At 42.1% G+C, this 24,873-nt stretch carries 25 protein-coding genes and 6 pseudogenes; 20 read left to right on the top strand and 11 right to left on the bottom strand.

The features are described 5' to 3' along the window. Positions 1-103 precede the first annotated feature (103 nt). A complete protein-coding gene (locus F967_RS02995) occupies positions 104-1,330 on the bottom strand; it encodes a DUF445 domain-containing protein (protein ID WP_171063067.1) in 1,227 nt (408 codons plus the stop codon). Positions 1,331-1,765: 435 nt separating this feature from the next. On the opposite strand from F967_RS02995, the gene guaA reads away from it, so the two are divergent. The 8 genes and pseudogenes from guaA to F967_RS03025 all read left to right on the top strand — a co-directional run bounded on the left by guaA (position 1,766) and on the right by F967_RS03025 (position 6,768). Beyond that, a complete protein-coding gene (gene guaA, locus F967_RS03000; RefSeq protein WP_004674096.1) occupies positions 1,766-3,334 on the top strand; it encodes a glutamine-hydrolyzing GMP synthase in 1,569 nt (522 codons plus the stop codon). Between the two features lie 59 nt (positions 3,335-3,393). Beyond that, positions 3,394-4,182 carry an aminoglycoside nucleotidyltransferase ANT(3'')-IIc gene (locus tag F967_RS03005; RefSeq protein WP_004758588.1) on the top strand — a complete coding sequence of 263 codons (789 nt, stop codon included), beginning with the start codon at positions 3,394-3,396 and terminating at the stop codon, positions 4,180-4,182. A 180-nt stretch (positions 4,183-4,362) separates the two neighbouring features. Beyond that, positions 4,363-4,896, top strand: a complete 534-nt coding sequence (locus F967_RS03010; RefSeq protein ID WP_004798050.1) for a PadR family transcriptional regulator — start codon at positions 4,363-4,365, stop codon at positions 4,894-4,896. 33 nt (positions 4,897-4,929) lie between these two features. After that, a complete protein-coding gene (locus tag F967_RS03015) occupies positions 4,930-5,235 on the top strand; it encodes a DUF3861 domain-containing protein (RefSeq protein WP_004758584.1) in 306 nt (101 codons plus the stop codon). Between the two features lie 2 nt (positions 5,236-5,237). Further along, a pseudogene (locus F967_RS03020) lies at positions 5,238-5,516 on the top strand (DUF2798 domain-containing protein). Positions 5,517-5,666: 150 nt separating this feature from the next. Then, a pseudogene (locus F967_RS14455) lies at positions 5,667-5,801 on the top strand (hypothetical protein); the annotation flags it as partial. Beyond that, positions 5,797-6,019 (top strand): annotated as a pseudogene (locus tag F967_RS13525) (OsmC family protein); the annotation flags it as partial. The pseudogenes F967_RS14455 and F967_RS13525, both read left to right, overlap by 5 nt. A gap of 95 nt (positions 6,020-6,114) precedes the next feature. Continuing rightward, positions 6,115-6,768 carry a glutathione S-transferase family protein gene (locus F967_RS03025; protein WP_004798054.1) on the top strand — a complete coding sequence of 218 codons (654 nt, stop codon included), beginning with the start codon at positions 6,115-6,117 and terminating at the stop codon, positions 6,766-6,768. Between the two features lie 33 nt (positions 6,769-6,801). Here the strand turns inward: F967_RS03025 and F967_RS03030 are convergent, their stop codons facing one another. The 5 genes from F967_RS03030 to F967_RS03050 form a co-directional block, all read right to left on the bottom strand. Continuing rightward, entirely contained in the window at positions 6,802-7,404 is a 603-nt protein-coding gene (locus tag F967_RS03030; RefSeq protein ID WP_004798056.1) for an SPOR domain-containing protein, read from the bottom strand. A 193-nt stretch (positions 7,405-7,597) separates the two neighbouring features. Next, on the bottom strand, positions 7,598-9,397 hold the full coding sequence (argS, locus tag F967_RS03035; RefSeq protein ID WP_004798058.1) for an arginine--tRNA ligase: 1,800 nt from the start codon (positions 9,395-9,397) through the stop codon (positions 7,598-7,600). A gap of 101 nt (positions 9,398-9,498) precedes the next feature. After that, a complete protein-coding gene (znuB, locus tag F967_RS03040) occupies positions 9,499-10,302 on the bottom strand; it encodes a zinc ABC transporter permease subunit ZnuB (RefSeq protein WP_004674090.1) in 804 nt (267 codons plus the stop codon). A gap of 3 nt (positions 10,303-10,305) precedes the next feature. After that, positions 10,306-11,094, bottom strand: a complete 789-nt coding sequence (znuC, locus tag F967_RS03045; protein ID WP_004756641.1) for a zinc ABC transporter ATP-binding protein ZnuC — start codon at positions 11,092-11,094, stop codon at positions 10,306-10,308. Continuing rightward, entirely contained in the window at positions 11,067-11,564 is a 498-nt protein-coding gene (locus tag F967_RS03050) for a transcriptional repressor (RefSeq protein ID WP_004798060.1), read from the bottom strand. The genes znuC and F967_RS03050 overlap by 28 nt, the downstream gene beginning before the upstream one ends. Before the next feature lie 225 nt (positions 11,565-11,789). Between F967_RS03050 and F967_RS03055 the strand changes: the two genes are divergently transcribed. The 10 genes from F967_RS03055 (at position 11,790) to F967_RS03100 (ending at position 19,966) form a co-directional block, all read left to right on the top strand. Further along, a complete protein-coding gene (locus tag F967_RS03055) occupies positions 11,790-12,629 on the top strand; it encodes a metal ABC transporter solute-binding protein, Zn/Mn family (protein ID WP_004674087.1) in 840 nt (279 codons plus the stop codon). 170 nt (positions 12,630-12,799) lie between these two features. Beyond that, complete coding sequence (locus tag F967_RS03060; protein WP_010589287.1) at positions 12,800-13,198, top strand: ATP synthase subunit I; 399 nt, start codon at positions 12,800-12,802, stop codon at positions 13,196-13,198. Positions 13,199-13,298: 100 nt separating this feature from the next. Then, entirely contained in the window at positions 13,299-14,174 is an 876-nt protein-coding gene (gene atpB, locus F967_RS03065) for a F0F1 ATP synthase subunit A (RefSeq protein ID WP_004680059.1), read from the top strand. Between the two features lie 82 nt (positions 14,175-14,256). Beyond that, positions 14,257-14,502, top strand: coding sequence for a F0F1 ATP synthase subunit C (gene atpE, locus F967_RS03070; RefSeq protein WP_000424060.1), 246 nt, complete (start codon positions 14,257-14,259; stop codon positions 14,500-14,502). 39 nt (positions 14,503-14,541) lie between these two features. After that, entirely contained in the window at positions 14,542-15,012 is a 471-nt protein-coding gene (locus F967_RS03075) for a F0F1 ATP synthase subunit B (RefSeq protein WP_004680057.1), read from the top strand. A gap of 11 nt (positions 15,013-15,023) precedes the next feature. Next, complete coding sequence (locus tag F967_RS03080) at positions 15,024-15,560, top strand: F0F1 ATP synthase subunit delta (protein WP_004756631.1); 537 nt, start codon at positions 15,024-15,026, stop codon at positions 15,558-15,560. Between the two features lie 42 nt (positions 15,561-15,602). Further along, positions 15,603-17,147: a F0F1 ATP synthase subunit alpha gene (gene atpA / locus F967_RS03085; RefSeq protein ID WP_004656522.1), complete on the top strand. Its 1,545-nt coding sequence runs from the start codon at positions 15,603-15,605 to the stop codon at positions 17,145-17,147. 77 nt (positions 17,148-17,224) lie between these two features. Then, positions 17,225-18,094 carry a F0F1 ATP synthase subunit gamma gene (gene atpG / locus F967_RS03090; protein WP_004674080.1) on the top strand — a complete coding sequence of 290 codons (870 nt, stop codon included), beginning with the start codon at positions 17,225-17,227 and terminating at the stop codon, positions 18,092-18,094. 29 nt (positions 18,095-18,123) lie between these two features. Next, positions 18,124-19,518, top strand: coding sequence for a F0F1 ATP synthase subunit beta (gene atpD, locus F967_RS03095; RefSeq protein ID WP_004798063.1), 1,395 nt, complete (start codon positions 18,124-18,126; stop codon positions 19,516-19,518). 28 nt (positions 19,519-19,546) lie between these two features. Further along, a complete protein-coding gene (locus F967_RS03100) occupies positions 19,547-19,966 on the top strand; it encodes a F0F1 ATP synthase subunit epsilon (protein WP_004674078.1) in 420 nt (139 codons plus the stop codon). Between the two features lie 75 nt (positions 19,967-20,041). On the opposite strand, the gene F967_RS03105 is transcribed toward F967_RS03100, so the two are convergent. Next, the gene (locus tag F967_RS03105; RefSeq protein WP_004756626.1) at positions 20,042-20,641 is read right to left on the bottom strand and encodes a hypothetical protein; all 600 of its coding nucleotides are present in this window, start codon (positions 20,639-20,641) and stop codon (positions 20,042-20,044) included. A gap of 249 nt (positions 20,642-20,890) precedes the next feature. Between F967_RS03105 and F967_RS13530 the strand changes: the two are divergent. Continuing rightward, a pseudogene (locus tag F967_RS13530) lies at positions 20,891-22,021 on the top strand (IS3-like element ISAcsp5 family transposase). A gap of 72 nt (positions 22,022-22,093) precedes the next feature. Here F967_RS13530 and F967_RS03120 read toward each other — a convergent pair. The 3 genes and pseudogenes from F967_RS03120 to F967_RS14700 all read right to left on the bottom strand — a co-directional run. Further along, positions 22,094-22,789 carry a phospholipase D family protein gene (locus tag F967_RS03120; RefSeq protein ID WP_004680047.1) on the bottom strand — a complete coding sequence of 232 codons (696 nt, stop codon included), beginning with the start codon at positions 22,787-22,789 and terminating at the stop codon, positions 22,094-22,096. A 103-nt stretch (positions 22,790-22,892) separates the two neighbouring features. After that, complete coding sequence (locus F967_RS03125; RefSeq protein WP_004798065.1) at positions 22,893-23,438, bottom strand: glutathione peroxidase; 546 nt, start codon at positions 23,436-23,438, stop codon at positions 22,893-22,895. A 115-nt stretch (positions 23,439-23,553) separates the two neighbouring features. After that, positions 23,554-23,642, bottom strand: a pseudogene (locus tag F967_RS14700) (AraC family transcriptional regulator); the annotation flags it as partial. Here F967_RS14700 and F967_RS03130 point away from each other — a divergent pair. Further along, a pseudogene (locus F967_RS03130) lies at positions 23,641-23,880 on the top strand (EamA family transporter); the annotation flags it as partial. The pseudogenes F967_RS14700 and F967_RS03130 overlap by 2 nt on opposite strands. A 411-nt stretch (positions 23,881-24,291) precedes the next feature. Here F967_RS03130 and F967_RS03135 read toward each other — a convergent pair. Then, a complete protein-coding gene (locus F967_RS03135; protein ID WP_004798066.1) occupies positions 24,292-24,861 on the bottom strand; it encodes an L-threonylcarbamoyladenylate synthase type 1 TsaC in 570 nt (189 codons plus the stop codon). Between the last annotated feature and the right edge of the window lie 12 nt (positions 24,862-24,873).

Consider the following 24,873-nt stretch of genomic DNA (forward strand, 5'->3'; position numbering starts at 1 on the left):
GTAGGCATGGGGTTCAGCGGGCGCTTACGATGCTCATTAACTTTTTAATCATAAAAAACAGGGAGCCAATTGCTCCCTATTTTTAATTGTACGGATTTTAGATTTACAACATAAAGTGGATCTGCATTTCCCCAACAAGGAAACCCAGCACCGCGCCCACAATGATCAACGACCATTCATCTTCTTTAAATGCAGGGCGGAGCATCCCTTCGAATTCTTCAGGGCTTAAGCGCTGCATTCTTTCGACCAACGTATTGCGGACATTCATCGCATCTTCGGCATAAGACTCTACATAACGCATGGTTTCTGGCAGTTGCTGTAAAATACGTTCAGCCACTTCGGTCTTAAGGTTTTGATATTTTTCACCGCCAATCGCGTACACCACCAGTGGACGAACAATACCTGCTTGTAGATCAATTTCTTGTTTCACATGGCGACTGACGAGTTCGATCACTTTATCTGAATTGGTTCCAGAAAAAAGCTCTTCCATCATATTACGGGATGTGAGTAATTGTTTAGAAATGAGCGCTGCATAGTCTGCCGCGACTTCATTTTGACGCTTGATGAACAAACCTTGCCATGTGTAGCCCAAAATCTTCTTCGGGTACAATGGTCTAAACATCATTTGTAAAGCCATCCAGTCACTGAAAAAGCCGACAAAGCCACCAAACATTGGCAGCATCCAAGGATATTTTCCTTGAGTGACCACCCAACACAACATTTGCACTACACCAATAGCGAAACCAAAAATAAAGCCGACATTACTAAAGAATTTAAATTCTTGTTTGCCGACTTTTTTGAAAATTTCGTTGAGAAGACGCTTATCTTTGAGGAGATTGCTAATCACCATGTGTTTGATGTCAAAGTATTTGATCACATCTTTTTGCACTTCGCCCATGATATGTTCAACAATCTCAGGGGCTTTGGCCTGAACCCGTTTAATCAATTTTTGACGGGCAAACTCTGGCATGCCTTCCCATAAACCAGGCTGATATTGCTGTGCAACTTCGCGAGTAATATCCTCAGCAGAGGCCATTAACGGCTTTTCAATTTCCTGGGCGATACGCTTGGGATCAAGTCTGGCAAAAATTTCCTGTGGTTGAATCAACTTTGAGGTCATCAACTCAACAGCAATGGTTGCCATCTTCTCAGCCTTGCGGGGAACAATCCCTTGCCATCCAATTGGAAGACCAAATAACCTTAATCCCTTAAATTCAAGTGGTGCAAACATCATTTGAATTGCAATCACTTTGGTCACATAGCCAATAAAACCACTGATAAACGGGATTGAAATATATAACCAGAAATTCTGTTGAAAATCTGCAATCATTTCTTGAAACATTATTGTATTGGTCCTTCAAGTCCTAATTGTCGCCCGTGAATGGGCAAGCCATGGATGATAGTGAAATATTTTAGGACATTGGCGATGCACCAATTTCCCTTATAGGCTTTTTAATTTTCCTTTGCTCAAGGACATCGCCATCCCATAAAAAGGAAACGATGTAGTCGATTGAATACCTTTCCATGGTAACGCATCTCTAACTCAACATCTTAGCACCAATTTTTGCTTTGTGTTGAGCAGAATGGGCAAGAATTGTTGATTTAACTCTCTTTTATCGACATGTTTGGCTGAGATTTTGGTTTAAATATTAGGCCTGATCGACAACCACAGTTAAAAAATAAGATAGATGATGAATTGCGGTGCGTCAAAGCGTGAAAAATGCTAGAATATGGCGCTTAATTCATTTGCCTTTAATGATTCGCCATGACGACCAATACTCAAATTACTGAAGATCGTATCCTGATTCTGGATTTCGGCTCTCAATATAGCCAGCTGATTGCACGTCGCGTACGTGAAGCGGGTGTTTATTCTGAAATGTATGCTTTCGATATGTCTGAAGAAGACATTCGTGCGTTTAATCCGAACGGGATTATTTTGTCAGGTGGTCCTGAGAGCGTACATGAAGAAGGTAGTCCACGTGCGCCACAAGTTGTATTTGAACTTGGTGTACCAGTATTGGGTATTTGCTATGGCTTACAAACCATGTCTGAACAGCTTGGTGGTAAAGTAGAACCAGGTACGGTTCACGAATTTGGTTATGCCGCTGTTGATGTATTGGTACGTGATCAATTGTTGGGTGATCTCAATGATGGTGATGATAAGCTTAATGTTTGGATGAGTCATGGCGATAAAGTCAGTGTGATTCCAGAAGGTTTCTCTGTTACTGCAAGCACACCAAGCTGTCCATTTGCCGCGGTAAGTGATGAAGCACGTCGTTTCTATGGTGTTCAATTCCACCCTGAAGTGACCCATACAGCGAAAGGTGCAGAGTTATTGTCGAACTTTGTGCATGGGATTTGCGGATGCCGTAATCTTTGGAATTCTGAAAACATTATTGACTTGCGTGTTGAACAATTGCGTGAGCAAATTGGTGATCAAAAAGTTCTGTTAGGTCTTTCTGGTGGTGTGGATTCTTCGGTTGTTGCTGCATTGCTTCATAAAGCAATTGGCGATCAATTGACATGTGTATTTGTAGACAATGGCTTACTTCGTTTAAACGAAGGTGAACAAGTGATGGACATGTTCGCGAAAAACATGGGTATCCGTGTGATTCGTGCAGATGCTGAACAGCGTTTCTTAACAGCGTTAGCGGGTGAAGTTGATCCTGAGAAAAAACGTAAAATTATTGGTCGTGAATTCATCGAAGTATTTGCTGAAGAAGCACGTAAACTTGATGGCGTGAACTTCCTTGCTCAAGGTACGATTTACCCAGACGTGATCGAATCTGCTGCCACTAAAAATGGTAAAGCACATGTGATTAAATCACACCACAATGTGGGCGGTTTACCTGATGATTTAGCTTTTGAATTGGTTGAGCCGATTCGTGATTTGTTTAAAGATGAAGTACGCCGTTTAGGTACAACTTTAGGTTTACCACATGAAATGCTTTATCGTCATCCATTCCCAGGTCCAGGTTTGGGCGTGCGTATTTTGGGTGAAGTGAAAAAAGAATATGCTGATATTCTTCGTCTTGCTGATGACATCTTTATGCAAGAGCTTCGTGCAAGCGGTTGGTATGATAAAACTGCGCAAGCATTTGCAGTATTCCAACCTGTAAAATCAGTGGGTGTTGTTGGTGATGGTCGCCGTTATGCATGGGTGATTGCACTTCGTGCGGTAGAAACGGTTGACTTTATGACAGCACGCTTTGCACATCTTCCATATGAATTGGTTGATAAAATCTCAACTCGTATCATGAATGAGATTAAAGATGTTTCACGCGTCGTCTACGACGTGTCATCTAAGCCACCAGCAACGATTGAGTGGGAATAAGATGAAGGGCAGGATGAAAATCCTGCCTTTTTTTATGCGATTGAAAAAAGAGGTCAAGCATGTCCGAAACCTTGCAACTCGAACAGTTAACAGGATCTTTACAGCAGCTTTTGGGTGAATCCCTATTTGCCATTTATCTGTATGGTTCAGCTGTTGATGGCGGGCTAGGTCCAGAAAGTGATCTGGATGTTTTGGTTGTGGTGAGTCAAGCTCTGACACTCCAGCAACGACAGCAACTGGCAGAAACCTTATTAAAAATTTCGTATCCAATTGGGGCAGCACAGCGTGCACTTGAAGTCACCATCGTACTTAAAGCGCAAATTCTTTCAGGCAGTTATCCACTCAGCTACGAACTACAATTTGGAGAATGGTTACGGGAGGAGTTAAACCAAGGTGCTTTGCTCCGCACACATACAGACCCTGATCTGAGTATTTTGCTGAAGAAAGCACAAGTGCATCATCGTAGTTTGTTGGGGCCAAGTTTGACACAGTGGTCAACGGCAATTCCTGAACAGCACCTCTGGCAGGCAATGGCAGACACCTATCCCTCGATTGTGGAACATTGGGATGAGGATGCCGATGAGCGTAATCAAATTTTGGCCTTATGCCGTATTTATTTTAGTTTGGTGACGAGTGAGATTGTGCCTAAAGACCAGGCCGCACACTGGGTGATAGCTCAGTTACCGTCGCAGCATCAACCCATTTTGCAGCGCATGATCCAAGAATATAAAGGTGAGATAGGCAAGCAAAGCTGGCAACAACAGCATCAGGCTTTAGGAGCTGTTGTTGACTTCCTGAGTTCAAAAATTGATGAACAATTTAAGAAGAAGAGTAGCCTGATCAAATAATAATATTTTAAAAAGGTGGCCTTTTTTATTACTTAACTTTTTCTAAAAATCGATCTGTAAAATAAATAACTCATTCAATATCAAAATTTTAAAATTTAAAGATATATCTTAACTTGATATAAGATTATTTAAGATATATCTTAATAAGCATAAATTAAGCAAATATAGAGAAAAATAAAGATGAAACATCAATCTGAGCATTCTCATGATGAAGCCGAAGCGGCTTTATTACATCGAGAACATCATCGAGCAGGTCGCCGTGGGCGCTTATTTGAATCAGGTCGCATGAAACTGTTGGTGCTGCATTTGATTCAACAAAGCCCCAAACATGGCTATGAAATTATTAAAGAAATTAGTGATCTTGTTGGTGATGGCTATACACCAAGTGCAGGGACAATTTACCCAACTCTCACCAGTTTAGAAGAAATGAACTGTATTTCTTTGCTCGATGCCGAGCGTAAACAATATCAAGTCACTGAATATGGCGAAACGTATCTGAAAGATCAGCAGGAAATGTTGACCGCTTTATTGGAAAAACTACGGATTCGACGTGAAATCCATAACAACGATCAACTGATAGAGATCCATCGAGCAATGGAAAATCTAAAAACAGCATTACGATTAAAACTCAATATTGCTGATCTACAGCAAGAGCAAATTTATCAAATTGCTGAAAAGATTGATCAAGCCGCGATTGCGATTGGACGTTTATAAACACCTTATCCAATATTAATTTAGAGAAAACTTATGAAACAACATCAATACCATGTCACCGTACAACATTTAAAAGATGCGAAAGGACAAGCCTCGACTTATACCGAACGTTTAGAGTTTTATACTGGAAATCATGACGATATTTTTGAGATCGTTGAACGTTTAAATAGTGCTGAATTTTTTGATGATCAAACCACGAAAGCTTTTGCGGTGGGTTTAAAACTTTTCAGCGAAGTGATGCTGGAAAATAAAGATCATCCACTATTCGAAGAATTCTTGCCGCAGTTCGGTCAATTTATGAAGAATCTAAAGCAACATGTAAAGAAACAGGCTGAATGAGTATGGGGGCAAATGGCATGCAACAAACAAAGAAAGCTTTCTTTACTAAATTACCTGCAAAATATGCTGCTTGGATTATGCCATTATTATGATCGGGGCTGATGAGCGCAACATTATCATTGATGAACTTACTAATGAATGTTGGGCTAATAGATGGATTCGCAACGAAGTGGCTGTCAACATGGCTGTTTTCATGGTTGATCGCCTATCCTGTGGTGCTTGTTTTCTTGCCATTGGTGCGACGCCTAACGAGTCTGATTGTGGAGATGCCACCTCACTGAGCGAAAGAATGCTGCTTATCAGTCCTGAGTCAGGATTGTCCCATGCATAACACTCTGCGTATTACCAAAAGACTATATTGAATACTGTTGATATTGTTAAGATCAATAAAACAACTCATTGCACTAGCATAGGTAAAAGAGAGTAATATCATGACTAATAATAACGATTACGATATTTCTGATTCAAAAGATTGTAAAACTTATATCAATCAATTTATTCAAGAGTTCACCATTCGTTCAGCTGAGATTGGCAAGGGTACAATCATTAAACGCGCGTTACCTACGGATGTATGCCAAGCATAAGGATATGGATTTGGGCGAGTTTAGCGTTGAGGTTGACTTTCACAGCAATCGTGAACAACAGGAACGGATTGAACGTCGGGTAATATTTAAACAACCTATTTCACAATTACTTAAAAGAAAAACTTCTTAATGTGTGTAGTAAAACGCCCATCACTAAAACTTTGTTACGCAGTTTAGACATAGAGACCGTGATTATTTAAGACTAAAATGCTATTGTGCTTGGGCAAATCATAATTCTAAACGTAACTGTGAGAGGGATTCATACAGCAGTTGCGTAGACAAAGCAGGCACAAAAATGATTACCTTACATTACCTACAATGTTCACGTTCGTTCCGTATATTGTGGGCATTAGAAGAACTTGGTATGGATTATCAAGTTGAGTATTATCAAAGATCGTCCAGTTATGCAGCCCCTGAGAGTCTTAAACAAATTCATCCTTTAGGAAAAGCACCAATTCTGGTCGATGATGAAGAGGTTATTGTAGAATCTGCTGTTATTTTGGATTATTTGCAACAGCAGTATGATGGGCAGCAAAAATTTAAACCAGAACAAGCAAAAGACCAGCGGCAATATTCCTATTGGATGCACTATGCCGAAGGTTCTCTCATGCCTTTATTAGTCATGACTTTGGTGATGAATAATGTGAGTAAGCATGTTCCTTGGGTGATTCGACCTATCGCTGAAAAAGTAACGGATGGTGTAAAAGCTGGATTTGTTCGTCCTCGCATCAAAGAGCACATGCTATACCTTGAACAATATTTAGGCGAGCATGATTATTTTGCTGGAGATTTTTCTTTTGCAGATATTCAGATGGCTTTTCCATTGATTGCAATTCAAAAGCGTTTACATGGAAAATATCCCAATATTCAGGCTTTTGTACACCGTGTGCAACAACGTTCAGCATTTCAGCGTGCTGAGCAAAAAAGTTTAAATTCTCAGTGTGCATAGGGGAACCAATCGTTCCCCTTTATTCGATAGGGTTTAGCGCTTGATGACGATTGAATCAATACCACTATGTTGTAGCGTTTGCTGAGCAGCAAGGGCAGCATCTTGACTATCATAAGGGCCAGAAAACACACGATACCATGTTTGGCCATTTTCCACTGTTTTCACGACATCAGCAGATAAACCATTCAAAATAATTTCTGCACGACGCGCATCAGCACTGTCAGGATCAGGATAGCTACGTACTTGTAAAATATAGCTTGCTTGAGCTGGCACTGCTGGCTCAGTCGAACTAATCGCTGTTGGATCTTCTGTGGTCGTTTCAGGTTTTGGTGATTCAATAATCACGACATTACCTTGTTGTTTGGTTTCAGGTACAGCTTGTTCAGGGATTGGAGTAACTTGTTGTTGTGGCAACAAATCGTAGAAACGATAATCTTTGTTGGTATCTTCTTGATAATGATCGGATGTTACCTGATTTTTTGCTGGAACAGGTTGCCATGGTTGCCATAGCATGAGCATGACACCAACACATAGAATCGCAAGAATCGCCACAAGCATTCCCAACCACTTTGGAATAAGTGGTTTTTTTGGCTTGTTTGGTCGTTCAGATACACCACGTTGCGTTTTTCCAAACACCTGAAATTCCTCTTAATTCTATTAGATTATTTGTAACTTGAATCTGGTTAAAAACAAAGCATTATGTTTGAAAATAATGCTTTGTTTAAGATATTGCCGACCAATGATAGGCTAAGTTTAAAAGTAGATCGGTATAGCGTTGTTAACAACAATATTTCAGATTCAAACTTTTTATTGCAACTGTGTGTATTAATTACATCGCTTCAGGAGCAGATACACCAAGTAACTCTAAGCCATTACGTAAAACTTGCTGTACATTGATTGAAAGCAATAAACGCGCTTGTGATAAAGGAATATTTGTTTCATCAACAAATTTAACGCCATCTTGTGCATACCATCCATGAAATAGCGCAGCTAAGTCTTTTAGATAATTACCAATTTGATGTGGTTCGTAGACATTTGCAGCACGAATCAAAATTTCAGGATAAGCTGCTAATTTAGCGAGAATCTCTGTTTCAGTCTCTAATGCTAAGAGATTAGCAACTTGGCGAGCAGATGCGACATCAAATGTAATGCCTTTCTCTTTCGCGCGGTTCAAAATGCTATTTACACGTGCATGGGCATACTGAATGTAGTACACCGCATTGTCTTTGCTTTGAGAAACGGCAAGGTCTAAATCAAAGTCAATATGTTGTTCAGATTTACGCATCACGTAGTAGAAGCGTGCCGCATCATTACCCACTTCTTTACGTAGATCACGTAAAGTCACGAATTGACCTGAACGAGATGACATTTGTACCATCTCGCCACCACGCCATAAACTCACGAATTGAACTAAAAGAACAGTCAGTTTTTTAGAGTCGTAACCCATTGCATCAATGGCAGCTTTTACACGTGAAATATAACCGTGGTGATCTGAACCCCAAATATCAATCAGGTCAGTATAACCACGTTGTAGTTTATTCAGATGATAAGCAATGTCAGATGCAAAATAAGTGGTTTGGCCATTACGACGTTTCACCACACGGTCTTTCTCATCGCCAAATTCAGTTGATTTAAACCAAATATTGCCATCTTTTTCATAAAGAAAGCCACGTTGATCAAGCGTCGCAAGTGCTTCATCAATTTTTTCGGTTAGCGAAGCTTCGCTAAACCATTCATCAAAAGTCACGCCAAAGTCAGCAAGGTCATCTTTGATATCATCCAAAATGGCATGTAAAGCCGCTTGGTGAAATACGCGATAGCCCGCACCTAACTGTTGTTGTGAATTGGCGATTAAGCCATCAATGTGTTTTTCTTTATCACCAGACAAAATAACTTTATTGCCTTCGGCATCGAGTTCTTCAGCATATTGAACATCTTCAGGCACATCTTTGTAAATGTCAGCAACTGGGCGAACGTGTGCATCGCCATCTTTATCAATAATGCTTTGTGCGATTTCTTTAACATAGTCGCCCTGATAGGCATTTTTAGGGAAAACAAGCGTTTGCCCAGTCAATTCTAAATAACGTAAATAAGTTGATGTTGCCAAAATATCCATTTGGCGACCTGCATCATTGACATAGTATTCACGGTCAACTTGTGCACCTGTTGCTTCTAAAAGGTTGGCAACTGTCATACCGTAAGCGGCACCGCGTCCATGCCCCACATGCAGGCTAGAGGTCGGGTTTGCGGAAACAAACTCCACCTGAATTTTCTTGGCTGCATTGGCCTGGCTGCGGCCATATTGGTCTTTCTGTACCTGAATCTGGTCAAGCACAGCAAAGCGCTGGTCTGCGTTTAAAAAGAAGTTGATAAAACCAGGACCTGCGATTTCTGCTTTTGTAATGTCAGCGACTTCAGGCAGTGCTGATAAGATTTTTTCAGCTAGGTCACGTGGTTTCATACCAGCAGCTTTAGAGCCGATCATGGCAATATTGGAGGCGAAGTCTCCGTGACTTCGGTCTTTGGTACGGGTTAAATGGCTCGTATTGGTCCAATCGGAAGGAAGTACCCCTTGTTGTTGAAGGGATTGTACCGCATGATCAAGCGCTGATTGTATTGCCGTATTCATAGTTACCGAAATAAGTGTCGCGGAAAAACGCTAAATATAGCAAATTTTGTCGCGTTAACCAAATTGGCAAGAGATTCATTCAAACTGCAATCGGTTAAATGTTATGAGGAACGTGAACTCAGTTTCTGTCCAATAAAAATAATGGCAAAACAAAGCGCCATACACAATACAATACTTAAACCTGTGGCAATGTTGAGCGCCGCACTTGACCACAGCCCAACTGTAACGCCAAATTGTGCCAGTATGAATGCCCAGATCACCATCTGTTTAGGAGAGTGTGCCAGCAAACGAGCACTAAGCGCAGGAATCACCAGTAGCGCACCCATCAGTAGTGAACCCACGGCACGTAATGCCAGTACAGTAAACAAGGCCAGCAACAGCATGAAAACCAGACGTTGCCAGTTGGCATTGACTCCCTCGCTCATGGCAATGTCGGGATCAATGGCAATCTGGATTTGTGCCGACCATGAACGGTAAAGCACCACAAGGGCGCTGATGATCACGATTGCAAAGATAGGTAAATCGGCCCATTCAATACTGAGCAGGTCACCAAACAGATAACTTAACAGTTCTGGACGTAAGCTCGGTACTTGCTGAATTAATAACAGGCCTGAGCAAAGCAGGGTTGCTGAACACAAGGCGAGCAGGGCATCGTTCGGTAAACGTGAGTCGTGCAAAACCCATAGAATGGCAACCAGCAATGCCGCCAGACAGCCAACACCCAGCCAGAAAGGTAAATGCAGAATACCTGCAACCGCGACACCGAGCAGTGTGCCATGCGCCATGGTGTCTGCAAAAAAGGACATTCTACGCCATAGCATTAAACAACCCAGTGGCGCAGTTAAAAACACCAACAATGTGCCCATGATCCAAGCGGGTAATAGTAGTTGTAACCATTCCATCATCGCTTAGGCCTTTGGTTCAGGGTGAATGTGGGGGCGGGGATCGTGGCTACAGGGTTCAGCATGGTCACTATGTCCGCAGTGGTTGTGATGATGCTGGTAAAACATGCGTTGCGTACCAAAAATCGCTTGGTATTCAGGATGCTGCTGAATACTTTCAGGTAAACCACTACAACAAATATGTTTATTTAAACAGACCACACGGTGTGTACCCTGCATCACCCATTGTAAATCATGTGAAACCATCAATACCGCACAACCATAGCGCTCGGGCAAACTACGCACATAGTCATACAGCTCTGCCTCAGATTGAATATCCAGACCCTGCATCGGTTCGTCCAGCACCAGAATGTCTGGCTGGCGCAACAGGGCGCGTGCCAGTAATACCCGCTGCCGTTCACCGCCTGAAAGTTGTTGGACCTTGGACTGCTGTAGTTTCAGGATACCTGTATCACGGATAATTTCTTCACGTAAATGGGCTTCGCAAACTTCCAAATCCAACAAGTCCTGCACGCGTAAAGGCAGGCTGGCAGATGGATTAAACTTTTGTGGGACGTAGGCCATTTTAAGCTTTTTGGAAAAATGAACCTTGCCTTTATTGGGTGGCATGATACCAAGCACGACCTTGATCAGGGTGGACTTGCCAGCACCATTCGGACCAATCAACGTCACAATCTCTTTTGCCTGTAAGGCAAAATCAACATTGCGTAAAATATCCCGTTCATCACGCCGAATCGAGATGTTCTCCAACTGGATCAGTGGAGTGCTTATTGGCGAGTGTTGCACTGATGACATTTTCCAGAAATTTCAATAATGCTGTGTTGAGCAGAAAATTGGTCAGAGGTGGCAAGTTGATCCAGTTGCTGAATCAGGCCCTGTGCCGATGCCTCCTTAACCAAGTGGCATTCAGTGCAAATCAGGAATGCGGCCTGATGCCCCTCACGTGGATGACAGCAGGGAATATAGGCATTAATTGAGGTTAGCCGATGGATTAAGCCTTTCTCCAGTAAGAAGTCCAGGGTACGGTAAACGGTGGGAGGGGCAGCAGGGCGGTCTGCTTGACCTTTGATTTTAGCCAGTAAGTCGTAAGCGCCCATTGGAGCAGAAGCATTTAGAATGAGTTCAAGCACTTCTTTACGTAAACGTGTCAGGCGAGCGCCCGCCGCAGTGCATAAAATCTCTGCTTCAGCAAGCCGCGCCTTAATATCGTGATGACCGTGAACACCGTGTAAAGCATTGTCATGTTCGTGTGAACAGGAACTCATAAATTGACCTCATTGTTTTTGTAGGGCCTATTGATATTTCGACCATATATAACCTGTGTCGCAGGTATATCAACAGACGCACTATCATATCATGCAATTCATTTATAATGATCCATATTAAATGGACTGGTTAATAGATAGTGTGATGAATCCTGAAAATAGACATAGGCATTTTTTAACTTTTGTTATATTATAACATGATTCGCTTTATTGAGTAATCCTGTGATGTTGCGCCTTTCTCTTCTGGTCTTGTTGTCAATGTTGAGCACATGGGGCTGGACACAAAGTCTAGTGGTTTCAACACATCCCATTTATCTGATTGCAAAAGAAGTCACCGATGGTGTGGAAGAACCAGTACTGTTGTTGGGTGACCAGACAGGCCATGATGTACAGCTTACCCCAGCCCATCGCAAGGCAATACAGGATGCTTCATTGGTGTTATGGCTTGGTAAAGTGCATGAAGCACCTCTGGACAAGTTGCTCAGTCAGAACCGCAAGGCAATTGCACTGCTGGATTCGGGTATTCTGACCACATTGCCACAACGCAACTTGCGTGGGGCTGCACTGTCGAACACTGTGGACAGTCATGTATGGCTCGATCCCAACAATGCAGTGCGGATCGCTTTCTTTATTGCGACCTTGCGTTCACAGCAATATCCAGAAAACAAGGCGAAATATCTGGCCAATGCCAAGGACTTTGCCCAGCAGATGCTACAGGCATCCCAGCAATATGAAAGTTCGAGTAAATCCAAACCCTACTGGTCTTATCATGATGCCTATCAGTATCTGGAGCGGGCGCTGAACCTGAAGTTTGCAGGGGCATTAACCGATGATCCACATATTGCACCGACTGCTGCCCAGATTAAATATCTCATGGACAATCGGCCTAAAGCACAAATGTGCCTATTGGCTGAAACATCTGCCAGCAGCAGCCAGTATCGAAAATTGAACCCAGTGGTTTTCCAGCCCGTGGATGAAAGCATGCGTGGTGAGGACAATTTTGTAACAGCTTGGAAAAAATTGGCTTCAAAAACCGATAAATGCGTATTAAGTACACAAAATTGATGAAAAAAATAAAAACCAATTGACTCTATCGTCAAAAAATGGGCTAACGAAAAAAACAGACTTAAGTCGAGAAAAGATTGCATGTTCAGGGGTGTAACTCTATAATGCCTGCGATTCAAAACAATCATGATTAAAACTTGTCAAGCAGTTATGCTGTAAGTGGGTAAAAAATGAGCCGAACTAGTCGCTTGATTGACCGACGATTAGCAAAAGCTTTGGTCTTCTTACAGGCGTGCATGATTCCTGTGGCAGCGTTGCTGGCATGGTTGATAAAAGACACCACTGCGGCCCTGAGTGCTGCGCTTGGGGCACTGGTTTGTTGGTTGGCGCATTGTTATTTTGCCTGGCAGTCGTTTAGGACAGCTGGGGCACGGGCGTCAAGACAGGTCATGCTGAATATGTATCGGGGAATGCTCGGTAAGTTTGCAATTGTGATTGTGGGTTTTATTTTAATTTTGAGCAATGTCAAACCGTTGTCAGCGGTAGCATTGTTTTGTGGGTTTATCCTCGTTCAGGCTATGTCGTGGGTTGCACCATTCTGGGTGTCACGTCTTCAGCAACGAGAATGAAACACATTTTTGAGATTTTTGGAAGAGGGTACGAGATTTTTGCAGTTCGCAGGATTCGTTCCGCTTCTTTTTAATGATTGACATTGACCAGGTGTGATTTATGGCTGCTGAAGAACATGCCCTGACTTCGACCGAGTATATCAAGCATCACTTGACCAATATGACCTATGGCAAAATGCCTGATGGTACATGGAAATTGGCTGAGACTGCTGAAGAAGCTCAATCGATGGGGTTCACTGCAATTCACTTGGATTCAATGGGTTGGTCTATCGGACTTGGTGTTATTTTCTGTTTGTTGTTCTGGATAGTTGCGAAAGCTGCAAATGCTGGCGTTCCAACTAAATTCCAATCTGCAATCGAAATGATTATCGAGTTTGTGGACTCAAGTGTTCGTGATACTTTCCACGGCAAATCGCGTTTAATTGCTCCTTTATCATTGACCATCTTCGTGTGGATTTTCCTCATGAACGCAATGGACTTGATTCCTGTAGACTGGATTCCTTATCTAGCTCAACAGATTGGTGCAAGCGTGTTTGGTATGGACCCTCACCACGTGTATTTCAAGGTTGTTCCATCTACAGATCCTAACATTACCCTTGGTATGTCATTGTCTGTATTTGCACTAATCTTGTTCTATAGTATTCGTGAAAAAGGGATCGGCGGTTTCGTCGGTGAATTGGCACTTAACCCATTTAACCCAAGTAACCCAGTTGCAAAAGCGTTATTGATTCCAGTGAACTTGATTTTGGAATTAGTAACTTTTCTTGCTCGACCAGTTTCGTTGGCTCTACGACTGTTCGGTAACATGTATGCGGGTGAGTTAATCTTCATCTTAATCGCGTTATTACCGTTCTGGATTCAATGGGCGTTATCTGTGCCTTGGGCTATTTTCCACATTCTTGTAATCACGTTGCAAGCATTCATCTTTATGATGCTGACCATCGTTTACTTGAGCATGGCAAGCGAAAAGCATTAATGGTATTGCCTAATTATCAATCGATGGTTAGGCTTAAATTTTAGTTTAATTTGGTAATAACCTAACCTCTGAGGAATTTTTCATGGAACTCACTTTAGGTCTAGTTGCAATTGCATCTGCTATCTTGATCGCTTTCGGTGCTTTAGGTACTGCGATTGGTTTTGGTCTTTTGGGCGGTCGCTTCTTAGAAGCTGTTGCTCGTCAACCAGAATTGGCTCCACAACTTCAAACTCGTATGTTCTTAATTGCGGGTCTTCTTGATGCTGTGCCTATGATCGGTGTTGGTATTGGCTTGTTCTTCATCTTCGCTAATCCATTTGTAGGTTAATAGCTTAATTCCTAAATCCACATATTGAGGAATAGCGAAATGAATATCAACCTCACATTGATTGGTCAAGCGATTGCATTTGCGTTCTTTGTCGCATTCTGCATGAAGTTTGTTTGGCCACCACTAATCAATGCGATTAGTGAGCGTCAGCGTAAAATCGCTGATGGCTTAAATGCTGCTGAAAAAGCAAAAGCTGACCTTGCTGATGCGCAAGCACAAGTTAAGGCAGAATTAGACGCAGCAAAAGCACAAGCGGCTCAATTGATCGAACAAGCGAACCGTCGTGCAGCGCAATTGGTCGAAGAAGCGCGTACCCAAGCATCTGCTGAAGGTGAGCGTATTCGTCAACAGGCGAAAGAAACTGTTGATCAGGATATCAATGCTGCTCGCGAAGAATTACGTCAACAAGTTGCTGCCTTGGCAGTTGCTGGTGCAGAAAAAATTCTGAACCAACAAGTTGACGCAGAAGCTCATAATGCCATGCTGAATCAGCTGGCTGCTAAACTTTAAGCGAGGGAAATATGGCTGAACTCTTGACGTTGGCACGCCCATACGCTAAAGCAGCGTTTGCTTATGCATCTGAGCAGAATGCAACTGACACTTGGTCAAATGCATTACAATTGCTCAGTGCTGCGGTGCAAGATGAAGCATTTTCCGCTTATTTAAATCGTCCTGAATTGACTCCTGCGGAGCAAGTTGGTCTGTTTACAAAAGTTTTAGGTGAAGATCAATCAGCAGCGCTGTCTAATTTTCTGACACTGCTTGCTGAAAATGATCGTGTTATCTTATTGCCTGAAATTGCAACAGAATACGAACAACTTAAATCGCAGAATAACAACTCATTGGAAGTAGAAATTGAATCTGCTTTTCCAATGGATGCGAAACAAGAGCATATTTTAGCTCATGCGCTTGAAAAACGTTTTAACAGAACTGTTCATGTGACTGTTAGCGTTAATCCAGCGTTGATCGCAGGGGTTGTGATTCGTGCAGGCGACCAAGTGATAGATGACTCTGCGCTTAACAAGCTTGAAAAAATGCGGACTCGTCTTCTTGCCTAACAGCAAAAAGACTGAACTTAAAAAAGATTGAGGAATAGCGCAATGCAACAACTGAATCCATCCGAGATCAGTGCGCTCATTAAACAGCGTATCGGCGATCTGGACACCAGCGCGACCGCTAAGAATGAAGGTACCATCGTCATGGTATCTGACGGTATCGTGCGTATTCACGGTCTTGCGGATGCAATGTACGGTGAAATGATCGAATTCGACGGCGGCTTATTTGGTATGGCACTGAACCTAGAACAGGATTCAGTGGGTGCCGTTGTTTTAGGTAACTACCTAAGCCTGCAAGAAGGTCAAAAAGCGCGTTGTACTGGTCGCGTATTAGAAGTTCCAGTTGGTCCTGAACTTCTTGGTCGTGTCGTAGATGCTTTGGGTAACCCAATTGATGGCAAAGGCCCAATTGATGCAAAATTAACTGATGCTGTTGAAAAAGTGGCACCAGGTGTAATTTGGCGTCAATCAGTGGACGAACCCGTTCAAACTGGTTATAAGTCAGTTGATACCATGATCCCTGTAGGTCGTGGTCAACGTGAGTTGATCATTGGTGACCGCCAAACTGGTAAAACAGCAATGGCGATCGATGCGATTATCGCTCAGAAAAACTCTGGCATTAAATGTGTATATGTTGCGATTGGTCAAAAACAATCAACAATTGCAAACGTGGTACGTAAGCTAGAAGAAACTGGTGCTATGGCGTATACAACTGTTGTCGCAGCTGCGGCAGCTGATCCTGCAGCTATGCAGTATTTAGCTCCGTACTCAGGTTGTACAATGGGTGAATACTTCCGTGACCGCGGTGAAGATGCGTTAATTATTTATGATGATTTGTCTAAGCAAGCTGTTGCTTACCGTCAAATTTCATTGTTATTACGTCGTCCACCAGGTCGTGAAGCGTATCCAGGTGACGTATTCTATCTTCACTCACGTCTTCTTGAGCGTGCTTCGCGCGTTTCAGCTGACTATGTTGAGAAGTTCACGAACGGTGCAGTAACTGGCCAAACTGGTTCTTTAACTGCGTTGCCGATCATTGAAACTCAAGCGGGTGACGTATCTGCATTCGTACCAACCAACGTAATTTCGATTACTGACGGTCAGATCTTCTTAGAAACATCATTATTCAACGCAGGTATTCGTCCTGCAGTGAACGCGGGTATCTCTGTATCGCGTGTTGGTGGTTCTGCTCAAACTAAGATCATCAAAAAATTGTCTGGTGGTATCCGTACTGCTTTAGCACAATACCGTGAATTGGCTGCGTTTGCTCAGTTCGCTTCTGATCTTGATGAAGCAACTCGTAAGCAACTTGAGCATGGTCAACGTGTAACTGAGTTAATGAAGCAGAAACAATATGCTCCATACTCAATTGCTGACCAAGCTGTATCTGTTTATGCATCTAACGAAGGCTACATGGCTGACGTTGAAGTGAAGAAAATCGTAGACTTTGATGCTGCGTTAATCTCTTACTTCCGTTCAGAACATGCTGCGTTGATGCAACAGATCGATGAAACTGGTGATTACAACAAAGACATCGAAGCAGCATTCAAAGCAGGTATTGAGAGCTTCAAAGCGACTCAAACTTACTAAGTTAAGCTTTAGTTAAGTTTGGTTCACGGATCAACCTTCGGAAGCTCGAAAGGGTTTTCGAATACTAGGTTAAGCGTATGGCAAATTTAAAAGAAATTCGCGCCAAAGTAGCTAGTATCAAGAGCACGCAAAAGATTACTCGCGCGATGCAAATGGTAGCTGCTTCTAAAATGCGTCGTGCGCAAGAGCGCATGGCTCAGGGCCGTCCGTATGCCGATAATATGCGCCGTGTAATTGCTCACTTAGTTCAAGCAAACCCTGAATATAAACACCGTTATATGGTTGATCGCCCTGTTAAGCGCGTTGGCTATATCGTGGTGTCTTCAGATCGTGGCTTGGCAGGTGGCTTGAACATTAACTTGTTCAAGAAAGTTGTGCAGCATGTCAAAGCACAACAACAGCAGTCAATTGAAGTTGAATTTGCTTTGATTGGTCAAAAAGCGGTTTCGTTTTTTAAGAATTACGGCGGTAAAGTGCTTGGTGCAACGACCCAACTTGGCGACGCGCCGAGTTTGGAGCAGTTAACTGGCTCTGTACAAGTTATGCTTGATGCATTTGATAAGGGCGAATTAGATCGTATCTACCTCGTTTCAAATGGTTTCGTCAATGCGATGACTCAACAGCCTAAGGTAGAACAACTTGTTCCTTTAGCACCAGCGCAAGCAGGCGATGATCTCAACCGTACTTATGGTTGGGACTATATCTACGAACCAGAAGCAGAAGTATTGTTGAATGGTTTGTTGGTTCGCTATATCGAGTCTATGGTTTATCAAGGTGTGATTGAAAACGTTGCATGTGAGCAGTCAGCTCGTATGGTCGCGATGAAAGCGGCGACAGACAACGCAGGACAATTGATTAAAGACCTACAGCTCATTTACAACAAGCTGCGTCAAGCCGCGATTACTCAGGAAATTTCCGAGATCGTTGGCGGTGCCGCTGCCGTTTAACATTATTAGTTTGAATTGAGGAGACAGCAATGAGTAGCGGTCGTATCATTCAGATCATCGGCGCGGTTATCGACGTCGAGTTTGAGCGCAATAGCGTTCCTAAGATCTATGACGCTCTCCAAGTTGACGGTACTGAAACTACTTTAGAAGTTCAGCAACAGCTTGGCGATGGTGTTGTTCGTACCATCGCAATGGGTTCTACAGAAGGTCTTAAACGTGGCCTTAATGTAACTAGCACAAATGCACCGATTTCTGTTCCAGTGGGTCCTGCTACGCTTGGTCGTATCATGGACGTATTGGGTCGCCCTATTGATGAAGCAGGTCCTGTAGCGACTGAAGAACGTTTGCCGATTCACCGTCAAGCACCTTCTTATGCTGAACAAGCAGCTTCTACTGATCTTTTAGAAACAGGTATTAAAGTCATCGACTTGCTTTGCCCGTTCGCAAAAGGTGGTAAAGTTGGTTTATTCGGTGGTGCGGGTGTTGGTAAAACCGTTAACATGATGGAGTTGATCAACAACATCGCGAAAGCACACTCAGGTTTATCTGTGTTTGCTGGTGTTGGTGAGCGTACTCGTGAAGGTAACGACTTCTATCACGAAATGAAAGATTCTAACGTTCTTGACAAAGTAGCAATGGTCTACGGTCAGATGAACGAGCCACCAGGTAACCGTTTACGCGTAGCGTTAACTGGTTTGACGATGGCTGAATACTTCCGTGATGAAAAAGACGAAAATGGTAAAGGTCGTGACGTATTATTATTCGTCGACAACATCTACCGTTATACACTTGCAGGTACTGAAGTATCAGCATTGTTAGGTCGTATGCCATCTGCGGTAGGTTACCAACCGACACTTGCAGAAGAAATGGGTGTTCTTCAAGAGCGTATTACGTCTACTAAGTCTGGTTCGATCACATCGATCCAAGCTGTATACGTACCTGCGGATGACTTGACTGACCCATCACCTGCAACAACGTTTGCTCACTTAGATGCAACAGTAGTATTGAGCCGTGATATCGCATCTTCTGGTATTTACCCAGCGATCGATCCACTTGACTCAACTTCACGTCAGTTAGACCCATTGGTTGTTGGTCAAGAGCATTATGAAATTGCACGTTCTGTACAGAACGTATTGCAACGTTATAAAGAGCTTAAAGACATCATCGCAATCTTGGGTATGGATGAATTAGCTGAAGAAGATAAATTGGTTGTTTACCGTGCGCGTAAAATCCAACGTTTCTTCTCTCAACCATTCCACGTAGCTGAAGTATTTACTGGTGCTCCTGGTAAATTAGTACCGCTTAAAGAAACGATTCGTGGCTTTAAAGGTCTATTAGCTGGTGAATACGATCACATCCCAGAACAAGCGTTCTATATGGTTGGTGGTATTGACGAAGTGATTGCTAAAGCCGAGAAACTTTAATTAGCAACTCTAATTTAAGGAGATTCTCATGGCGATTATGCAATGCGATGTTGTAAGTGTTAAAGAGTCGATTTACTCTGGACAAGTTACGATGTTAATCGCAAAAGGTGCGGGTGGTGAGTTAGGTATTTTACCTGGACATGCACCACTTGTAACTTTGCTCCAACCTGGACCGATTCGTGTTCAGTTGGAAAATGGTACGGAAGAAATTGTTTACGTATCTGGCGGTGTGTTAGAAGTTCAACCTCACGTTGTGACTGTGCTTGCAGATACTGCAATTCGCGCTGACAACTTGGATGAGGCTGCAATTATGGAAGCTCGTAAACAAGCTGAACAATTGTTAGCCAACCAAAAGAGTGATTTGGACTCGGCTGCTGCTCTTGCTGCGCTTGCAGAAACTGCGGCTCAGCTTGAAACCATCCGTAAAATCAAGAATCGCGCAATGTAATTGCAGATTTAAGATTGAGAAAGCCACCGAAAGGTGGCTTTTTTATATGGAATCGAAAATTAAAATAAACGGATTTTAAGCGTTTGAATCATCTTTATTGCCGAGTACTAAGGTTGCCAATTTGACCATATCCATTTGAATGGTGTTGAACTGCTTTTCAATTTTTGCAAAATCTAGCTGGGCAATGTCCAGTTGACCATGCAGCAAGGGCATGCTCAAAAGTTGCTGGTTGGCCGTAAGTAGACTCTGGCGAATCTGGTCAACCTCATTACTTTTCAGGTTTAGTGAAAGTAAAATGTCATGTAGTCCGTGTAATTCCTGCTTAAGTTCACCTGTGATATTTTGCAGTTGCTGAACATTTTGATCCTGAATTGCCTGTTCAAGGCTGGTTTGTGACTGTTTTAACAAGGTCACATAATCATCGGTCTCAAGCTGCAACTTTGCAATATCGCGTGCGATGTTGAGCATATCGCCATGACTCAGGTTTTGGGTGTCCTGTGCCTTGATCATTTCGATGCTGTTATCCTGATTCGCTGTTGGAGCAGGCTGTTCAAATTCAGACTCTTGTTCCACCTGCTCATTGTCATGGGGAACTTGATCACAGCCTGTCAGTGTAAATGCAGCAACAAGTGTCATGGCTGAAAGGATGGCTTTGATCGACTGGTTTTCCATCATGGCTGAACTGCACCAAAATATGTGAATAACGTCACTATAATGAAAAAATATGAATAAAAAAGTGATTTTTGTAATTCATTAAGATTGCTTATGTAAAGAAGAGGGGGCTACTAAGATTATAGCCCAAAATCTTTTGATGATTTAGGTAAATGATGTTGTTCTGATGTGGTTCTAGGATTTTAGACCACGTCTATAAGTGATAATCTACTCCCCAATAAGCATGGGAAATGCTTGTTTTTGGAGTCAACCATGACACGAAGAAAACGTCGTAATCATTCAGCAGAGTTTAAAGTTAAAGTTGCTCTCGCAGCAATTAAAGGCGACCACACACTCGCTGAACTTTCTACTCAATTCGATTTACATCAAAACCAAATCATCGATTGGAAAAATCAACTGCTTGAGCAATCAGTCAATATTTTTTCACGACCAACAGCACAACAAGAACCTGAGATTGACCTCAAAGCTCTACATGCCAAGATAGGACATCAGGCATTGCAAATTGATTTTTTAGAAGGTGCGCTCAGAAAAATAGGGCAGCTGAGCGGCAAAAAATGATCGATAAGACCCATCAACTTTCGGTACGACAACAATCGCAATTGATTCAAATCAATCGCAGTACGTTGTATTACAAGCCCAAAGAGATTTCATCAACTGATTTGAGTTTGATGCGTCTGATCGATGAAATTCATCTCGACTACCCATTTATGGGCAGTCGAATGATACGAGATATGCTACAGCGTCAAGGGCATCAAATAGGTCGGCGTAAAGTCCGACGTTTAATGCGCTTGATGGGAATACATGCCTTGTATCCAAAACCCAATACCAGTAAGCCTAATCTTGCACACCGTATTTTCCCATATCTGTTGAAAAACATGGTCATCGATCACTCTAATCAAGTCTGGTGTACAGATATCACATACATTCCTATGGCTAAAGGCTTTGTCTATCTGTGTGCAATTATAGATTGGCATAGTCGTAAAGTACTGGCTCATCGTGTATCGATCAGTATGGAAACAGACTTTTGCATAGATGCGTTGCAAGAAGCAATTGTGAAATATGGTTGTCCTGAGGTGTTTAATACAGACCAAGGCAGTCAATTCACAAGCGAGGCATTTTTGAATGAGTTAAAATTGCGAAATATCCGTATCAGTATGGATGGGAAAGGACGGTGGAGAGATAATGTGATGATTGAGCGGTTATGGCGCAGCTTGAAGCATGAGGAAGTCTATTTGAAAGCTTACGATACGGTTAAACAAGCGAAACAATCAATTTGCTGAATATTTGGTTTTTTATAACATGATACGTCCTCATTCAAGTTTGAATAAGGCAACACCAAATGAATTTTATGATCAACATTTACTAAAAGTAATGGCAGCATAATTTAAATATTTAGAGCGGATTTATCACTTATAAAACTGAATTGAGTGGTCTAATTAACGGAACCACCTCAGTTCAGATATTCATATCTCCAAGCCAAAGGAAGTAGCCACCATAGCTATTGAACTTGAATTCTCCTCCAATATTTTTGCCTTGCTCGGTTAATTGGTGTTTACCTTTATCATTAACTACTAAAAAACCTTTTTGGACAAATTGTTCAAGAAGTTCATTGGTTTTGAGCTTATGTTTTGCCGCAAGTTTAGAGGTGGTTAATTTGCTGAAATCCTCTTGTTCATTATTGTCTTGAACAGTCTCGAACTCTTTAACTTCATCAAGAGAAATACGAACTTCATCGCTGATCCGAATAATGCGTTGAGCTTCTTCGTAGGCGTCTTTAAATACGGTTGCATCTTGATCTTTTTCTATCAGGATACCCATTTCATTATTGTTGACTTGGCTAAATTCATAAAGATTTAGACTAGAGATAATGCAAGTTGATTCGTTTATATAACACTTGGCATGTAGATTTTTGCAGAAGCTGACTCGTACATAATCGAGTTTTTGCATCCATTTAATTTCATCAGGATGCAAATCACTTTTTCCATAAATGATACGAATATCTATTTTTAAACGATTTTTGTCTTCTAAAAGTTCTTTGATACGATCATTCAGTTTTAAGAAAGGACTAATTAAAATCAATCTTTCTTTAGCATTCTTGATCAGTTCCTCTAAATAAAAATTAGTTGCGCTGGTATTAAGAAACTTTGCCATAAAATTCCATCTTTATTTTATATATATAAATTAAAGTAAAATTATAATAGTTATTCAAAAGAAAAGAAGAGGTAAACTATTCTTTTCTTTAAATATATAAGAATTATTTGGCTAGCTCAGCTTCAATCGCACTGACAATACGTTCGTCATCGGCTGTGATGTCTGGTGCAAAACGTGCAACGATTTCGCCATTTTTATTGATGAGGAATTTTTCAAAGTTCCACAACACTTCAGGTGGGTTGTTTGGGGTTAAACCATAGTCAACAAGGTCTTTCCACCAAGGACCCTCACCCGTACGTTCAGGAATCGCCTGAGTCAGTGTCTGGTAAAGTGGGTGCTTATCATCACCTGCAACAGAGATTTTGGCGAAAAGTGGGAAATGCACGTCATAGTTGAGAGAGCAGAATTGTTCAATCTCATCGTTTGTGCCTGGCTCTTGCTCTAAGAAGTTATTGGCAGGGAAACCTAAAATTTCCAGCCCCTGATCTTTTTTGGTCTGATAAAGTTTTTCCAAACCCTCATATTGTGGTGTCAAACCACATTTTGACGCAACGTTGACGATCAATAGGACTTTACCCTGATATTGATCAAGATCAACATCCTGACCCTTAATGTCCTTAACTGGAATGTGGTAAACCGATTGGCTCATGTGATTATCCTAATTTGTTGTTGTGCAAGACCTGTTTGTTTTAACTGCTATTCAGCCAGAGTGCAATGCTGTTGAGATGAATCCATACAAATAATCCATGAAAACAGGGCGTTCTTTAAATGGAGGCGTTTTTAAGCTGGATGGGGTCTGGCCTGTATAGCGTTTAAAGAACTCAATAAAGCTGGAACTGTGGTGGTAGCCTATCTTTCCATCGTTGATCGCACCATTATTATGGATGCTGGCAGTACAGGCGATTGGCCCAAACCGTACCAGTATTTTTATCAACCTGATGCCTGTGGTTACCGCAATTATTGCCAGCCTCTGGTTGTCTGAACAATGGACGATCTACCATGGTATTGGTGGTGTGATGATTCTGGTGGGTATTGTGATGGCACAGAAGAAAACGGTGAAAGCACCAGCCAGACGGGTGGAATCAGCCTAATTCAGGTTCCATAAAGGTGTGTTTGTTGAAAATAAAAACAAACACACCAAAAAATTTATCTAATGAGCATTCTTTCTATATGATTTACAAATATATTTTAAAGTGTGACTAAATTTGTCATCTAAAAAAAGCTGAATAAAAATAGAAATATAATTTTATTAAAATAATGAAAGTGACAAAAATGGTACGCTTTTCACATTTTTTGTTAGATAAATAATATATTTGTATAAGTTGAACAATTGTTCCATAATACCGCCCACAGCAAGCTGATTCGTTATGAGAATGAAGAAGTTGCTTACCAAATTTGTAAACCCTCTGGATGTGATTATCCACATCCTTTTTATGCTCAGTTATCCCTATATAACTGAGCTTTTTTTTGTCTGCTCTTCACCGAATTACATGATTAATGTACTAAGCACGAATCACTTCGCCTGTGAGTGCATTTAATATTCGGCTCGGTTGCTGGCTCAGTCCCAGATCACCCTTTAGGTAATGCAGCGATGAGGCAAAGTAATCCTGTGCCTGTTGCAGGCTATGTGCAGGTGTTAAACCCGCAGGATTGGCACTGGTTGAAACAATAAAGCCACCAAAGCTGTTGCACAGCCCAACACACAGGGGATGGGTGGTCACACGTACCGCGACAAGGGGATGCTGTCCCTTAATCCAGTCTGGAATGTGCTGATCGGCAGGGAGTAGCCAGGTGGTGGCACGTTCTGACGGCAAACGGTTGGACCAGCTTGCAATGACTTGCTGGCGAATATCGGCTGTTAAGCTTTGTAGTAAGTGTTCAACCTGATCAAGGTGCCCAGCCAGTAAAATCACCCCTTTTTCCACTGGGCGATGTTTCAGTTCCAGAATGTGCTGAAATGCCTGTTCATTGAATGGATTACAGCCCAGCCCCCAGACCGCTTCAGTCGGATAGGCGAGCACTTCGCCTTGTTTCAAAAGTTGCGCCGCTTCGGAAATGGAGGATGTGATCATGCGAAAATTGGG

Origin of the sequence: Acinetobacter sp. CIP 102637, from assembly GCF_000368425.1 — a bacterium.
Lineage (GTDB): Bacteria > Pseudomonadota > Gammaproteobacteria > Pseudomonadales > Moraxellaceae > Acinetobacter > Acinetobacter parvus.

Bases quoted from the DNA above. Each gene is read 5' to 3' on its own strand.
- atpB (WP_004680059.1), top strand. From the start codon at position 13,299: ATGGCTGCTGAAGAACATGCCCTGACTTCGACCGAGTATATCAAGCAT.
- atpA (WP_004656522.1), top strand. From the start codon at position 15,603: ATGCAACAACTGAATCCATCCGAGATCAGTGCGCTCATTAAACAGCGT.
- znuC (WP_004756641.1), bottom strand. From the start codon at position 11,094: ATGTCATCAGTGCAACACTCGCCAATAAGCACTCCACTGATCCAGTTG.
- F967_RS03015 (WP_004758584.1), top strand. From the start codon at position 4,930: ATGAAACAACATCAATACCATGTCACCGTACAACATTTAAAAGATGCG.
- F967_RS02995 (WP_171063067.1), bottom strand. From the start codon at position 1,330: ATGATTGCAGATTTTCAACAGAATTTCTGGTTATATATTTCAATCCCG.
- guaA (WP_004674096.1), top strand. From the start codon at position 1,766: ATGACGACCAATACTCAAATTACTGAAGATCGTATCCTGATTCTGGAT.
- F967_RS03120 (WP_004680047.1), bottom strand. From the start codon at position 22,789: ATGGCAAAGTTTCTTAATACCAGCGCAACTAATTTTTATTTAGAGGAA.
- argS (WP_004798058.1), bottom strand. From the start codon at position 9,397: ATGAATACGGCAATACAATCAGCGCTTGATCATGCGGTACAATCCCTT.
- F967_RS03025 (WP_004798054.1), top strand. From the start codon at position 6,115: ATGATTACCTTACATTACCTACAATGTTCACGTTCGTTCCGTATATTG.
- F967_RS03075 (WP_004680057.1), top strand. From the start codon at position 14,542: ATGAATATCAACCTCACATTGATTGGTCAAGCGATTGCATTTGCGTTC.
- atpE (WP_000424060.1), top strand. From the start codon at position 14,257: ATGGAACTCACTTTAGGTCTAGTTGCAATTGCATCTGCTATCTTGATC.
- F967_RS03060 (WP_010589287.1), top strand. From the start codon at position 12,800: ATGAGCCGAACTAGTCGCTTGATTGACCGACGATTAGCAAAAGCTTTG.
- F967_RS03100 (WP_004674078.1), top strand. From the start codon at position 19,547: ATGGCGATTATGCAATGCGATGTTGTAAGTGTTAAAGAGTCGATTTAC.
- F967_RS03010 (WP_004798050.1), top strand. From the start codon at position 4,363: ATGAAACATCAATCTGAGCATTCTCATGATGAAGCCGAAGCGGCTTTA.
- F967_RS03125 (WP_004798065.1), bottom strand. From the start codon at position 23,438: ATGAGCCAATCGGTTTACCACATTCCAGTTAAGGACATTAAGGGTCAG.
- F967_RS03050 (WP_004798060.1), bottom strand. From the start codon at position 11,564: ATGAGTTCCTGTTCACACGAACATGACAATGCTTTACACGGTGTTCAC.
- atpD (WP_004798063.1), top strand. From the start codon at position 18,124: ATGAGTAGCGGTCGTATCATTCAGATCATCGGCGCGGTTATCGACGTC.
- F967_RS03135 (WP_004798066.1), bottom strand. From the start codon at position 24,861: ATGATCACATCCTCCATTTCCGAAGCGGCGCAACTTTTGAAACAAGGC.
- F967_RS03080 (WP_004756631.1), top strand. From the start codon at position 15,024: ATGGCTGAACTCTTGACGTTGGCACGCCCATACGCTAAAGCAGCGTTT.
- F967_RS03005 (WP_004758588.1), top strand. From the start codon at position 3,394: ATGTCCGAAACCTTGCAACTCGAACAGTTAACAGGATCTTTACAGCAG.
- znuB (WP_004674090.1), bottom strand. From the start codon at position 10,302: ATGATGGAATGGTTACAACTACTATTACCCGCTTGGATCATGGGCACA.
- F967_RS03055 (WP_004674087.1), top strand. From the start codon at position 11,790: ATGTTGCGCCTTTCTCTTCTGGTCTTGTTGTCAATGTTGAGCACATGG.
- F967_RS03105 (WP_004756626.1), bottom strand. From the start codon at position 20,641: ATGATGGAAAACCAGTCGATCAAAGCCATCCTTTCAGCCATGACACTT.
- atpG (WP_004674080.1), top strand. From the start codon at position 17,225: ATGGCAAATTTAAAAGAAATTCGCGCCAAAGTAGCTAGTATCAAGAGC.